The sequence below is a fragment of the Lysobacter sp. Soil_C_15 genome (assembly GCF_057657315.1).
In genome coordinates this window covers 20,035-32,850 of record NZ_JBDGIR010000002.1, presented here as the reverse complement: position 1 = coordinate 32,850, position 12,816 = coordinate 20,035, and the positions used below count along the sequence as shown (strand labels likewise).

Here is a 12,816-nt window from a genome sequence, read left to right as displayed (position 1 = left end):
CGTCTCGCTCGACGTACTGAGTACCGATCGACGGCGCGTTGGTCTGTGATCGGATCGCAGTTTCGCTCTGCTCAGCGACGCTAGCGTTCGGACCATTGATCCAGATCAATCCGATACGACGCCAAAGGCTCTGGATGCCCGCCTGCGCGGGCACGACGGCTGGAAGATTCGTGGCGAAGCCGAGCCATCGTCATCGCCGATGAACGCCATCCCCGCGAAAGCGGGGATCCAGAGCTTCGCCGAGACAAGACTGCGAAGCCTGTGGGCGCCCGCCTGTGCGGAGAGGCGGGTCGTGGCGTCGCCGCGAAAACCGCGGCGGGCCATCGGCCGACCCGCCGCCCGTGAGGCCGTGTTCGGACGATCCTCACTCGCCCGGACTGAGCGCGATCGCCAGCGTCAGCACCGACAGGCGATTGACGTAGGCCGACATCAGGTCGGCGTTGTCGCTGCCGTAGGGCGTGAACGCGTCGCATTGGCCGGGCTGCAGCGGCCGGCCGAAGCCGGGGCTTACCAACGCGGTGGCGTTGGCGAGGATCGTCGGCGTGTACGGCGCCAACAGCGCCGGGTCGGCCTGGTGGGCCTGCAGCAGATAGCGCATGAACACCGCCACGCCGGTCTGGTAATCGCCGTAGTCGTAACCCGGCGGCACCGATGAGTACGGATCCGAGGCGCCGACTTGCAGCCAGGGCAGGGGGAACTCGCCGGCTACCGAGCCGTACGTGCGCGGCAGGAAGGCGTTGGCGAACATGCCCTGGATCAGCTGCGGGTAGACGCCGGTCACCGGCGGCGGCGAGGCCCGGTACATCGACTGCGCCTCGCGCAGGGCGCCGATCAGCAGGCCCTGGTCGCCGCTCCAGGTCATCGAACGGTCGTAGGAGGAATCCCAGTACACCACGTTGTCCAAGGCGTGGAAGCTGGACACGCGTTCGCGCACCAGCGCGCCGGCGCGCGAGCCCGATTGGCTGGTCAGCAGCAGCGACTGCCACGGGTCCGGGGTCTTCAGCATCCATAGCTGCCACCAGGCGATCTGGTCCTGCCAGGCCTGGTTGCAGGCCTGGACGTCGACGCCGGCGTCGGTGAAATACGCAGTGAAGGCCGGGTTCTGCGCGGCCAGGCACAGGCGCAGGCTGAGCAGGGCGAACACGCCGTTGGTGACCGTGTTCTGGATCGGGTTGAGCACGCCGCCGCTGCCGTCGTATTCGGGCACCGGGGTGGGATGCGCATCGAAGGTGATCGGCGAGTTCCAGATTCCGCCGGGCGAGTAGCGCGGCCGCAGTTGGGCCTGGATCAGCGGCGGCGCGCCGGGCCAGGTCTGGCCGATGTCGACCCAGCAATTGGGCGCGCCGCGGTTGACCGGGTGGGTGCCGGCGAATTGCGCCCAGCCCGGCGGATCGGTGTAGGGGTAGATCGCGGTCTGGTCCGGCCGGGTCGACCAGCGCGGCCCGACCATGTAGCACCAGGCGTTGATCGCGATCTTGAGGAAGTCGATGCGGTGCTGGGCCGCGAACCCCAGTTCCGCGGCGCGCAAGGCGGCGATGCCGATCCAGCCGAAATCGTCCCACCAATTGCCTTTCTGAGTCGGGTCCAGCGCGGCCAAGGCGTCCTGGCCGTAGGGCGCGCTGTCGGCGCCGCTGACGACGAAGTAGTCGAGCAGGCTGTCGAAGGCGCAGGCGGTGCGCCAGACGTTGCCGGCGGTGCGCCACAGCGGGTGGATCCGGTCGAACAGGACTTTGGCTTCGGCCAAGTAGGCGGCCACGTCGGGCGGTAGGCCCGGTTGCGCCGCCTTGCTGCCGGTCCGGTCGATCCGAGAGACGTTCATGGCTGCGTCCTGGGTTGGATGGCGTGGAACTGCGGTCGATGCTGTTCCTGCAGCGGGCGCGGCCTGGCGTGCCGCAGCGACGCGCTACGGCCGGCGCAAGCGGGGACGGTCCGGGCGCGCACGCCGGCCGGTCGTCGCGCCGCGCGAGCCCGCGGGTGTTGCGTCGAGCGCGATCCGGGCGGCCGCCGATCAGGCGGGTGCGAAGTGCGCCAGGAACATGTCGGTGGCGGTCTGCGCCACCTGGTCGCGCTGGGCCGGCGTCAGCATCGGCTGGCCCAGGGTGATCTGCGGCCAGAACGCGAAGCCCTTGACCATGCCCTGCAGCAGCATCGAAGCAAACAACGGATCCTGCGCCTGCAGGCGGCCGTCGGCCGCGGCGGCGCGGATCCACGCGGTCAGGGCCTCTTCCTTGTCGCCCATGCGCGCGAACAACTGCTGGGCGCGTTCGGGCGCGGGAATGATCGCGACGATCGCGACCCGGGCCAGGTCGATGAAGGCTTCGTCGTGCAGCAACTGCAGTTTCTGCTGGACCAGTTCGAGCAACTGCGGGCGCAACGGCCGGTCGGCCCGGTAGACCAGGTCCGGCGAAGCCAGGCTGCGCTCCCACAGTTGCTGCAGGATCTGCGCGAACAGCACTTCCTTGCTCGGGAAGTGGTTGTAGACCGTGCGCTTGGACACTCCGGCGCTGGCCGCGACCCGGTCCATGCTGGTGGCGTCGTAGCCGGCCTGACGGAACTCGGCCATGGCCGCTTCCAGGATGGCGGCGCGCTTGCGGTCGGTCAGGCGGGCGGGGGCGGGTGGGGGAGTGGCCATGGACAAAAGATTACACCGGTGGGTTTACTTTCTCAAAAACTACACTACACTGGGCAGTGTAGTTTTCTGGATGCCCCGTTCGCCCCATGCCCCGAGCCATCCGTCTTCGCCGCTTCAGCCTGATCACCGGAGCCTTGATCGTGAGCGCCTGCCTATTCTCCGCCGTCCGCACCCACACGCCCTTGGGGCACTACGCCGACTCGCCGCAGTTCGCCGACGGGCGTTTCCACAACCCTTTGCCGCGCCCGGCGCTGGGCTTCTGGAAGACCCTGCGCCTGATTTGCGACTCGCTGTGGAACAAGCCCACCGACGCAGTCCCGGCGGTCGCCCCGCCGGTGCTGGCGCTGAGCGCGCGGCAACTGGCCCAGGCCCCGGACCACAGCCTGTTCCGGCTCGGCCACTCGACCCTGCTGATCAAGCTGCGCGGCGGCTGGTGGATCACCGATCCGGTGTTCGCCGAACGCGCTTCGCCGGTGCAATGGGCCGGGCCCAAGCGCTTCCACGCGCCGCCGATCGCGCTGGACGAACTGCCGCCGCTGCGCGGCGTGCTGCTGTCGCACGATCACTTCGACCATCTCGACGCCGCCACCGTGCGCCGGCTCGCCGACACTGCCGGGGTGTTTCTCGCCCCGCTCGGCGTGGGCGACCGCCTGATCGCCTGGGGCGTCGACCCGGCCAAGGTGCGCCAGTTCGACTGGTGGCAGGGCGCGACCATCGACGGGGTGCGGTTCGTCGCCACGCCCGCGCAGCACTTCTCCGGCCGCGGCCTGTTCGACGGCGACAAGACCCTGTGGGCGTCGTGGACCATCCTCGACGACGCCGGCGACGGCGGCCCGTCGCTGCGGCTGTTCTTCAGCGGCGACAGCGGCTACTTCGACGGCTTCAAGGACATCGGCCGCCGTTACGGGCCGTTCGACGTGACGATGCTGGAAACCGGCGCCTACGACGCCAACTGGCCGTTCGTGCACATGCAGCCGGAGCAGACCGTACAGGCCCACCTCGACCTGCGCGGGCGCTGGCTGCTGCCGATCCATAACGGCACTTTCGACTTGGCGATGCATCCGTGGACCGAGCCCTTCGAGCGGGTGGCCGCGCTCGCCGCCGAGCGGGCCGTCGCCTTGACCACGCCGCGCATGGGCGAACGCCTCGACCTGCGCGCCCCGCAGGCGATGACGCCGTGGTGGCGCGAAGCCGGCGAAGCGAAGCCTGCCGTATCCGCGGCCGCGCACGGAGTCGCCCTGTGAGGCTGCGCCTGCACGCGCGGCTGGACGCGCAGGCCCGGCGCGGGGTCGTCGCCGCGTTGCTGCGCGCCGATCTCGGCAGCCGGGTCAACTTCGAACCCGACCCGGAGCACGACGCGCAGATCGTGCGGATCGAAAACTGGCTGAGCGTGGCCGAAACGGTCGACGCCATCGTCCGCAGCGGCTATCCGGTGGCGGCGGTGATCGACGCCAGCAACGACGTTCCGCGTTCGGCCCGCGCGGGCTAGGGCTGGGCCCGGCCTGCTTGGCGGTCGAAGAAGAAGTTGTAGATCGGGCCGAATACCAGGGCGATGTACCAGCCGGCGGCGTAGGTCTTGACCAGGCCGAGCAGGACCGCGGACCAGGTCAGCACGTCGAAGCCGGGCATCACCGCGGCCAGCACCGAACGCTCGGCCGGCCAGGCCGGAACGAACAGGTGGACGATTACGCACAGCCCGAACGAGAGCGACAGAAACAGGCTCAGCGCCATGCCCAGGGCGCCGACCGGCAGGCGCGCCGTAGACCCGGCGTCGTCGGGCCTGGAAGCGGAAGTGGCGTTCATCGGCGTGCTCCTTCGCGGGGGTGGCGCGGATAGGCGCCTTGCGGCCGCGCTTACTACACCACCGGCCGGGCCGGCCGGCGTTGACCTGGATCAAGGCAGACGCCGGGCGGAAACCGGCCGAGCGGCACGCTGCTGCGCGCCGCTCGGCGAATCCGCGCTCAGGCCGACGGCGGCTGCTGCCGGGCCGGGTGCGAGGAACGATGGCGGAAACGCTTGGTCAGCCACTCGCCGAGGTCGTCGATCACGGTGAACGCCGCCGGGATCACGATCAGGCTGAGCAGGGTCGAGGTGATCAGGCCGCCGATCACCGCGATCGCCATCGGCGCGCGGAAACTCGAATCGCCGGAGAAGCCCAGCGCGATCGGCAGCATGCCCGCGCCCATCGCCAGGGTGGTCATGACGATCGGCTGGGCGCGCTTGCGGCAGGCGTCGACCAGCGCGTCGTGCTGGCTCAGGCCGTGCTCGTCCTCGGCGATCACCGCATAGTCGACCAGCAGGATCGAGTTCTTGGTGGCGATGCCGATCAGCATCAGCAAGCCGATCAGCGCCGGCAGCGACAGCATGTTCTGGGTCAGCAGCAGCGCGCCGAACGCGCCGCCGGCGCACAGCGGCACCGCGGTCAGGATGGTCAGCGGCATCAGCGCATGGTTGAACAGCAGCAACAGCACCATGTAGATGCAGATCAGGCCCGCCGCCATCGCCAGCAGGAAACCGACGAACAGCTCGACGAAGACCTCGGCGTCGCCGGTGTTGAGGAAACTCACCCCCGGCGGCAGCTGCTGGACGCTGGGCAGCTGCTGCACCGTCTCCATGACCTCGCCCAGCGGGCGGCCGTTGAGTTCGGCGGTCAGGGTGACGTTGCGCTGGCGCTGGTAGCGCGAGATCTGCGACGGGCCGCTGCCCAGGCGCACCTCGGCCACCGCCGCCAGCGGCACCGGGCCGTAGCGGCCGGGCACGCGCAACTGGCCGATCAGCGCCGGATTGGCCAGGGTGCTCTCGGCGAAGCCGACCCGGATCGGAATCTGCCGGTCGGGCAGGTTGAGCTTGGCCAGGCGCTGCTCGTAGTCGCCGGCGGTGGCGATGCGCGCGGCCTCGGCGATGTCGGCGGTGGCGACGCCCAGGTCGGCGGCGCGGGCCGGGTTGGGCACGATCTGGATTTCCGGGCGCAGCAGCGAGGCCGAGGAGGTGATGCTGCCCAGGCCGGGGATGCCGCGCAGGTCGCGTTCCAGCGCGATCGAGGCCTCCTGCAGGTGCTGCGGGTCGTCGCCCGACAGTACCAGTTGCAGCAGGTTGCCCGGCTCGGAGCTGACATAGCTCACCCGTACCCCGGGCAGGTCGGCCAGGCGCGCGCGCGCGTCGCGCTCGAGCGCGCGCTGGTCGCGCTGGCGATCGTCGGCTACGCCCCAGTCCAGCACCAGGGTGGCCTTGCGCACGTCGGCCACGCCGGTGGTCGACGGGTCGCCCAGGTCGAGCACGCTGCCGATCGCGGTGTAGACCTGCTTGAGCTCGGGAATGTCCTTGAGCAGCAGGCGCGCACGCTCGGCCACCGCCTGGGTCTCTTGCAGCCGAGTGCCCGGCGGCAGTTCCAGGCTGAGGTTGCTGCGGCCCAGGTCGGACTGCGGGATGAAGGTGGCCGGGATCAGCGGCACCAGCGCCAGCGAGGCGACGAACAGGCCGGTGGCGATCCACAGCGTGCGCGCGCGATGGCGCAGCGCCGCGTCGACCCAGCCCAGGTACCAGCGCATCAGCCGCGAATCGGCGGGCTCCTCGCCATGCGGCTTGAGCAGGTAGGCGGCCATCATCGGGGTCAGCAGGCGCGCCACCAGCAACGAAAACAGCACCGCGGTGGCCGCGGTCCAGCCGAACTCGCGGAAGAACTTGCCGGCGATGCCGGGCATGAACGCCACCGGCACGAACACCGCCGCCAGGGTCAGCGAGGTCGCGATCACCGCGTTGCCGATTTCGCCGGCCGCCTCGCGCGCGGCCTCGATCGGCGGCTTGCCCATGCGCAGGTGGCGGACGATGTTCTCGATCTCGACGATCGCGTCGTCGACCAGGATGCCGACCACCACCGACAGCGCCAGCAGGGTGATCAGGTTGAGAGTGAAGCCGAACCAATACATCACCGCGAAGGTCGGGATGATCGACAGCGGCAAGGCCAGCGCCGAGACCCAGGTCGCGCGCCAGTTGCGCAGGAACGCGAACACCACCAGCAGGGCCAGCAGCGCGCCTTCCCACAGCATCGTCATCGACGAGTCGTAGGAGCGGTGGGTCTCGTCGATGGCGGTGGTGACCAGGCGGAAATCGATGCCCGGATGCTGGGCCTTCAGCTGGTCCAGCGCCTTGTGCACGCCGGCCTCGACCTCGACCTCGCTGGAGCCGCGAGTGCGCGACATCGAGAACGCGACCACGTCGCGGCCGTCCAGCAAGGCCGCCTCATTGGGGTCGGCCGCGGCATCGCTGACCTTGGCCAGCGCCGACAACCGCACCGAACGCCCGTCGGGCAGGCTGATCGAATAGTCGCGCAGCGCCTGGGCGTTGCCCACCGTGCCGAGGGTGCGGATGGTCTGCTGGGCGCCGTCCAGTTCGGCCTTGCCGCCGGCGCGCTCGACCTGGATCGCCGCCAGCTGATGCGACACCGCGCCGGCGGTGACGCCATAGGCGAGCAGGGCGTTCGGGTCCAGGTCGACCCGCACCTGGCGCTGCACGCCGCCGACCCGGGTGACCCGGGCCACGCCGGGGACGCCGTACACCGCCCGGGTGACCTCGCGGTCGACGAACCAGCTGGCCTCGTCGGCGCTCATCTGCGGCGCGACCAGGGCATAGGTCATCAACGAGCCGCCGATGTCGACCTTGGAAATCACCGGCTCCTGGATGTCCTGCGGCAGGTCGGTGCGGATCCGGGTGACCGCGTCGCGGGTATCGTCCAGCGCGGTCGCCAGGTCGGCCTCCAGGAAGAACTCGATCTGGGTCGTGCTGACGCCCTCGCTGACGGTCGACATCACCCGCTTGACGTTGGTCACCGTGGCGACCGAATCCTCGATCTTGCGCGTGACCTCGGCTTCCAACTGGCTCGGCGACGCGCCCGGCTGGGTCACCGTCACCGTGGTCATCGGAAAGGCGATGTCCGGAAAGCGCGCTACCGGCAGTTGGTAAAAGCCCCACAGCCCGGCCACGCACAGCACGAAGAACACCATCACCGCCGGCAACGGCCGGCGGATCGCCCATGCGGAGAAATTCATGGCGTCGCGCTCTCCTTGGTCGTGGCCGACGCCGCGACCACGCGCACCCGATCGCCGTCGCCGAGGAAGCCGGCGCCCTGCGCGACCACGCGTTCGCCGTCCTTCAATCCCTGGACGATCTCGACCATGCCCTGCGCGGTCTGGCCGGTGCGCACCCGCCGGCGCTGCACCGATTGCGCGTCCTTGAGGGTGAACACGTAGCTGTGCCCGTCGCGCTGCACTACCGCGGCGCTGGGCACCATCAGGGCGCGGCCGCTGCCGGTGACGATCCGGCCTTCCCGGTATACGCCTTGCTTGAGCGGCCCGGGCTCGGGCAGGTCGGCGTAGACGGTGCCGGTGCGGGTCTGGCCGTCGACGCCCGGGCTGACCGCGCGGATCCGCCCGGCGATGACCTGGCCGCCGTGCGTCAGCTCGACCGTGTTGCCGACCGCGACCAGCGACAGCTGATCCTCGGGCAGTTCGGCGCGCCACTCCAGGCGGCCGTCGCGGATCAGGCGCAACAATTCGTTGCCGGCCGCCACCACCTGGCCCGGTTGGACCAGGCGCTTGGAGATCACCCCGTCGGCCGGCGCGCGCAGCTCGGCGAAGTCGCGCCGCAACCGGGCCGCGTCGCGTCCGGCCCGCGCGGTCGCGGCCTGCGCCTCGGCCTGTACCCGGGTGGCGCGCAGTTCGTCCAGATTGCCGGCGCTGATCAACTGCTGCGCGGCCAGCTTGGCGCCGCGCTCGTAGCTGACTTGGGCCAGCGACAGCGAGGCCTGCGCCTGGCGCAGCGAGGCCTCGGCCTGGGCCAGTTCGCTGTCCAGGGTGCGATGGTCCAGAGTCAGCAGCACCTGGCCCTTGCGCACGCTCTGGCCGACGTCGACATTGAGCGCGGTCACCCGCTGGCCGCTGAGCTCCACGCCCAGTTGCATTTCCTCGAACGCCGACACCGGCCCGGACACCAGCACGCTGCGCGCCAGCGGCCGCAGCTGCGCCGGCGCCAGCGACACCGGCAGGCCGGCGGAAGGTTTAGCCGCGGCTTCCTCTTCCTTGGCGCCTCCGCACGCCGCCAAGGACAAACCGAGCAGAACAGGGACTAGCCAACGCCGGGGGCGTGCACGCATGGGAATTCCGTAAGGGCAGGGGAAACAGGGGCGCGCGGCAGCGCAGCCTTCGTCGTGCGGACCGGTCGGCGGCTGCGATCTCTGCGCGCATCGCGACCAACGTAGGCAGACGAGTTTAAGAAGGGATTAACCAGGCGCCCGGCCGGCCCGCGGCGCGAACGATGCGGCTGCGGCGAGTCGGCGGGGAAGGCGGCGGGACGCGGAGCGGGGGCGTCTGCAGGCAGTCCCATTAGCGGCGCGGCAGCGCAGCGGCGACAGGACGGCGGCGTGGCCGCAACGGCGCGGGCTCCCGAATCAACGAGCCGGATGCGCCTCGCCTCGGGGCGCCTTGCTTCGGCTTGCCGCCGTTCCACGGCAGGGAGCCCTCTCCCTGGATGCGCCATTGCGCCACTTTCGTTGCTCGATCTCGGTAATGATAGGCGAAATCCGGCGAGGCGCCAGTTGCTCTCGAGCCCGCCGTCGCGGCGCGGCCGCGTCCCCACCCTCTTGTCCAGGAACCTGCGATGCCACTGATCGCCCACGATCCTCCGGAGCTGTTTCCGCCCTACCGCGGTTATGTCCACGCCATGGAAGTGTCGGGCGGCACGCGGCTGCTGTTCATCAGCGGCCTCAACGCGTTCGAGGCCGATGGCAGCACCATGCCCGAGTCGTTCGAAGACCAGGCCGAACTGATCTGGAAACACATCAAGACCATCCTCGCCGCCGCCGGGCTGGGCATCGACAACCTGGTCTCGCTGCGCACCTATCTGGCCGACCCCAAGTTCGACCAGGCCAACGCCCGCATTCGCGCCGAACAACTGGGATCGCATCGGGTCTCCTCGACGGTGGTCTGCTGCACGCTGCTGGAACCGAGCTGGAAGCTGGAAGTGGAGGCGGTGGCGGCGGGTTGAGGCGGCCACCGCGCATCGCCGCCGGTCCTCTGGCCGGCGGGCGAGACGGCCCACGATCGTTCGCCGCGTATGTTGCGGCACAGCGCAGAGTTATGAGCGCTGCCGCACCGGCCCTGCGTCCTTATGTCGCGGCAACGAGCCCAGGAACCCGCGCGTCAACGCCGCCACGCGATCCAGGTGGGTTTCCAGCAGCCAGTGCCCGCCGTCGTCGAACAGATGCAACTGTGCCTGCGGCAGGTCGCGCAGGTAGGCCCGCGCCGCGGCCTCCGGCATATAGCCGTCGCGCGGCCCCCACAGGATCAGGGTCGGCGGCGCGTGCTGGCGCAGATACGCCTGGTAGCGCGGGAACCATTCCAGGTTCTCCTTCAAGCCTTCCATCAGTGCCACCGCGATATCGGCACGTGCGGGCGTGGTCAGCGCCCAATGCAGGGTCCATAGATCGGGGCTCATCCGCGGCTCGAGATCGGCGACGACCCCGTTGAGGAATTCGTCGCGATAGCCTTGCTCGCTAACCGCATCGGCCAGCGCCTTGCGGGTCGCGTCGGTCGGATGCGCGAAATGACGCAGCAAGCCGTGGTATTGGGGACCGAGCGTATCGGCGTAGATGTCGCCGTTCTGCACGATCAGGCCAGCGATCTTGTCCGGCGCTTGGATCGCCAGGCGCAAGCCGATCTGCGAGCCGTAGTCGTGCAGATAGAGCACGTAGCGCTGCAAGCCGAGCTTATCGGCGAATGCGGCCAGGAAGCGGGCGTAGCCGGCGAAGCCGTAATCGAAATCGTCCGGCGTGTCGCTGTAGCCGAAACCCGGGAAATCCGGCGCGAGCAACCGCCAGCGATCGGCCAGCGCCGGCATGAGGTCGCGGAACTCATACGATGAACAGGGATAGCCGTGCGGCAACAACACTACCGGCGCATCGGCCGGGCCGGCCTCGCGGTAGAAGATTTCGCAACCTTCGACCCGGGTGCGGCAATGGCGCACGGCGGCGTGGCGCTGCAATGAGGATGCGTTCGAGACGGTCATGCTTTCGTCCCAGCAGGGTGGCCAGGACGCCATTTACCCGATGGGCGTGTTGCGCATGCGTGAGCGCCGCGCCGGTTCGACGCGAGCTGCGCTTAACCTTGTGCGCGCGGGGCCCGCACGCGCGCGCGGACCGGGACGGCCGCTGACCGGCGCCGTTGCCGCGCGGCGCAGGACCGCCATGCCGCGCGCGACGACGGCGGCGCAAATCCGGCCCTGGGGAATACCCCAGGTGCCATCCACTCCATTGCGCTGATAGCGTTGCGACGAAAGTCCGAACTGCGGGGTCGACATGAGCACCATTTCCGGAGCCGGCGGTTACCTGCCTCAATCCAGCGCGAACGCCCCGGTCGCGCGGGCCGACGACGCATCCGCGAGCGGTTCGGCGCCGACCGCGGAGACGATCGAGCATCTCCATCAGGGGGAGGGATCGCCCTGGACTGCGCAAGGGCTGGGTTACGACCAGGCCGAAGGCACCTTCTTCACCACTTACTACCGGGCCGACCCGTCCGACACGATCACCATCGATCCGGGCAACAACGGCAGCCAGGTCGAGATCGCCAACCCTCAGGACGCGCTGCCGAACGTACGGCTATCGGTTCAGGACCGGACCACCGGCGGCGAATTGCGCGACGTCTATCTGGCCGGTCTGGATGGCCGGGCCGAGCTGAGCAAGGGCGGCGGCGTCGCTGTCGCCGGCGACTTCGTCTACGTGGCCGACACCAGCCAGGTGTATGTCTATCGCCGCAGCGACATCTACAACGCCACTCCGGGCGAGATCGTCGAGGCCGTGCAGGTGAACCAGGTCGAGGACGGTTCGGCCAGCTACATCAACATCCACGACGGCAAGGCCTACGTCGGCCGCTGGGTCGAGAACCACCCCTGGCAAAGCGCCGGCGACGGCGATCCCGAGGTCCACGTCTACCGGATCGACCCGCAAACCGGCCGTTTCGTCGACGACAGCGGCGGCTACCGGTACGACAGCGATCCGCGCGAAACCTCCGCCGACCCGGTGGCCACCATCGAGACGCCGTACAACGTCCAGGGAATCGCCGTCAACGACGACGGCATCGTATTCAGCGCCAGCTTCGGCGACTGCGGTCCCGCGCCCAGCGATCTGATCTGGGCCGACTGGTCCGACCGGTCCCGCTACGAGTTGAGCGACCAGCGGCACGAGTACGACGTGCCCGACTACAACGAAGGCATCCAGATCGTCGACGGCGATGTGTTCGTCGCCACGGAAGAGGGCTCCGACAAGTACGACGGAGACGGCGGGCTGAACGAGATCCGCCGCTACGACCTGGATCAGGTCAAGGGCGATTGAGCGCTGGTTGCGAGCGGCCCCAGCGCGGGTAGCGGGTTGCGGCTGTGTTCGCCGGCGCAGGCCCGGCTCGGCGTGGACCGGCTTGGATCCGGCCCTGCGGCAAGTCTGTTACACAGCGGCGTTCGCCCGCCGAGCGCGCCTGCGCCAGGTTCGCTGAGCGCGGCGCGCTGCGACCGGCTCGCCATGGAAATCGTCGAGCCGGGCGAATGGCCCGTCGTCCGCCGCCAGCGCCCCTAGCCGGCCGTCGCGGCGCTCAGGCATAGCTCTTCGCGAGGACGGCGATGATGCCGGCCAGGTTCTCGCGCAGCTGATGCGGAAGCCGCCTCAAATCCTGCAGGCACTGGTACTCGGTTTCGTCCTGGGCGAAGTCGAGGCTTTGCACCGCGGGGGTCCAGGTTTCTTCATCGGCCCGGATCGGCCCGCGGCCGGTGCCCAACCATTCCAGGGTCACCGCGGTCGCCAGCGCGATCTCGATCAAGTGGCTCATCGAGGGCAGGTTGCCGCCCTGCTTTTCCCATTGGGCCACGGCGCTGCGCCGCACGCCGATCTTGTTCGCCAACTCTTGCTGCGACAGCTTGGCCCATAGCCTGGCGCGCCGTATGCGGTCTTCAAGATGCATCCGGATGGCTCCTTAGGAGGTCTGGGGTCCGGTTTCCGTTACTGGGCACCGAAGACGCACCGAAGGCTGAACAACGCCGTTCGGGCTTTTCGTGAACGTGCTGAAATTACAGGATTTTCCGCGTTCATCTAGTTCTGCATAGGGACTTTCACCTATTGCTGCAGGGCTGAAAGTTTCGCAAACAGG

General features: G+C 69.3%; 11 protein-coding genes. 4 read left to right on the top strand and 7 right to left on the bottom strand.

Annotated features, from left to right (window positions below; all coding sequences use genetic code 11):
* Positions 1 to 364: 364 nt before the first annotated feature.
* Both AC3A57_RS04155 and AC3A57_RS04150 read right to left on the bottom strand, forming a co-directional pair.
* Positions 365 to 1,819: a hypothetical protein gene (locus AC3A57_RS04155; protein WP_487577735.1), complete on the bottom strand. Its 1,455-nt coding sequence runs from the start codon at positions 1,817 to 1,819 to the stop codon at positions 365 to 367.
* 189 nt (positions 1,820 to 2,008) lie between these two features.
* On the bottom strand, positions 2,009 to 2,632 hold the full coding sequence (locus tag AC3A57_RS04150) for a TetR/AcrR family transcriptional regulator (protein WP_487577734.1): 624 nt from the start codon (positions 2,630 to 2,632) through the stop codon (positions 2,009 to 2,011).
* Positions 2,633 to 2,718: 86 nt separating this feature from the next.
* Here AC3A57_RS04150 and AC3A57_RS04145 point away from each other — a divergent pair, with 86 nt between their 5' ends.
* On the top strand, positions 2,719 to 3,876 hold the full coding sequence (locus AC3A57_RS04145) for an MBL fold metallo-hydrolase (RefSeq protein WP_487577733.1): 1,158 nt from the start codon (positions 2,719 to 2,721) through the stop codon (positions 3,874 to 3,876).
* Complete coding sequence (locus tag AC3A57_RS04140) at positions 3,873 to 4,121, top strand: hypothetical protein (RefSeq protein ID WP_487577732.1); 249 nt, start codon at positions 3,873 to 3,875, stop codon at positions 4,119 to 4,121. Before AC3A57_RS04145 ends, AC3A57_RS04140 begins: the two co-directional genes overlap by 4 nt.
* Here the strand turns inward: AC3A57_RS04140 and AC3A57_RS04135 are convergent.
* From AC3A57_RS04135 to AC3A57_RS04125, 3 genes are all read right to left on the bottom strand, one after another.
* Positions 4,118 to 4,435: a DUF5676 family membrane protein gene (locus AC3A57_RS04135; RefSeq protein WP_487577731.1), complete on the bottom strand. Its 318-nt coding sequence runs from the start codon at positions 4,433 to 4,435 to the stop codon at positions 4,118 to 4,120. The two genes, AC3A57_RS04140 and AC3A57_RS04135, sit on opposite strands and share 4 nt — an antisense overlap.
* Positions 4,436 to 4,593: 158 nt before the next feature.
* Positions 4,594 to 7,677 carry an efflux RND transporter permease subunit gene (locus tag AC3A57_RS04130; RefSeq protein ID WP_487577730.1) on the bottom strand — a complete coding sequence of 1,028 codons (3,084 nt, stop codon included), beginning with the start codon at positions 7,675 to 7,677 and terminating at the stop codon, positions 4,594 to 4,596.
* Complete coding sequence (locus AC3A57_RS04125; RefSeq protein WP_487577729.1) at positions 7,674 to 8,780, bottom strand: efflux RND transporter periplasmic adaptor subunit; 1,107 nt, start codon at positions 8,778 to 8,780, stop codon at positions 7,674 to 7,676. The genes AC3A57_RS04130 and AC3A57_RS04125 overlap by 4 nt, the downstream gene beginning before the upstream one ends.
* Before the next feature lie 503 nt (positions 8,781 to 9,283).
* On the opposite strand from AC3A57_RS04125, the gene AC3A57_RS04120 reads away from it, so the two are divergent.
* Complete coding sequence (locus tag AC3A57_RS04120) at positions 9,284 to 9,670, top strand: RidA family protein (RefSeq protein WP_487577728.1); 387 nt, start codon at positions 9,284 to 9,286, stop codon at positions 9,668 to 9,670.
* A 90-nt stretch (positions 9,671 to 9,760) separates the two neighbouring features.
* Here AC3A57_RS04120 and AC3A57_RS04115 read toward each other — a convergent pair whose 3' ends face one another.
* On the bottom strand, positions 9,761 to 10,690 hold the full coding sequence (locus AC3A57_RS04115; RefSeq protein ID WP_487577727.1) for an alpha/beta fold hydrolase: 930 nt from the start codon (positions 10,688 to 10,690) through the stop codon (positions 9,761 to 9,763).
* Between the two features lie 289 nt (positions 10,691 to 10,979).
* On the opposite strand from AC3A57_RS04115, the gene AC3A57_RS04110 reads away from it, so the two are divergent.
* Positions 10,980 to 12,011, top strand: coding sequence for a hypothetical protein (locus AC3A57_RS04110; RefSeq protein WP_487577726.1), 1,032 nt, complete (start codon positions 10,980 to 10,982; stop codon positions 12,009 to 12,011).
* A gap of 253 nt (positions 12,012 to 12,264) precedes the next feature.
* On the opposite strand, the gene AC3A57_RS04105 is transcribed toward AC3A57_RS04110, so the two are convergent.
* Positions 12,265 to 12,630 (bottom strand): helix-turn-helix transcriptional regulator, encoded by a 366-nt coding sequence (locus AC3A57_RS04105; RefSeq protein WP_487577725.1) that lies wholly within the window; start codon positions 12,628 to 12,630, stop codon positions 12,265 to 12,267.
* Positions 12,631 to 12,816 lie beyond the last annotated feature (186 nt).

Excerpts from the sequence above, each read along its gene's own strand:
- AC3A57_RS04155 (WP_487577735.1), bottom strand. The coding sequence starts at position 1,819 with ATGAACGTCTCTCGGATCGACCGGACCGGCAGCAAGGCGGCGCAACCG.
- AC3A57_RS04150 (WP_487577734.1), bottom strand. The coding sequence starts at position 2,632 with ATGGCCACTCCCCCACCCGCCCCCGCCCGCCTGACCGACCGCAAGCGC.
- AC3A57_RS04145 (WP_487577733.1), top strand. The coding sequence starts at position 2,719 with ATGCCCCGAGCCATCCGTCTTCGCCGCTTCAGCCTGATCACCGGAGCC.
- AC3A57_RS04135 (WP_487577731.1), bottom strand. The coding sequence starts at position 4,435 with ATGAACGCCACTTCCGCTTCCAGGCCCGACGACGCCGGGTCTACGGCG.
- AC3A57_RS04130 (WP_487577730.1), bottom strand. The coding sequence starts at position 7,677 with ATGAATTTCTCCGCATGGGCGATCCGCCGGCCGTTGCCGGCGGTGATG.
- AC3A57_RS04125 (WP_487577729.1), bottom strand. The coding sequence starts at position 8,780 with ATGCGTGCACGCCCCCGGCGTTGGCTAGTCCCTGTTCTGCTCGGTTTG.
- AC3A57_RS04120 (WP_487577728.1), top strand. The coding sequence starts at position 9,284 with ATGCCACTGATCGCCCACGATCCTCCGGAGCTGTTTCCGCCCTACCGC.
- AC3A57_RS04115 (WP_487577727.1), bottom strand. The coding sequence starts at position 10,690 with ATGACCGTCTCGAACGCATCCTCATTGCAGCGCCACGCCGCCGTGCGC.
- AC3A57_RS04110 (WP_487577726.1), top strand. The coding sequence starts at position 10,980 with ATGAGCACCATTTCCGGAGCCGGCGGTTACCTGCCTCAATCCAGCGCG.
- AC3A57_RS04105 (WP_487577725.1), bottom strand. The coding sequence starts at position 12,630 with ATGCATCTTGAAGACCGCATACGGCGCGCCAGGCTATGGGCCAAGCTG.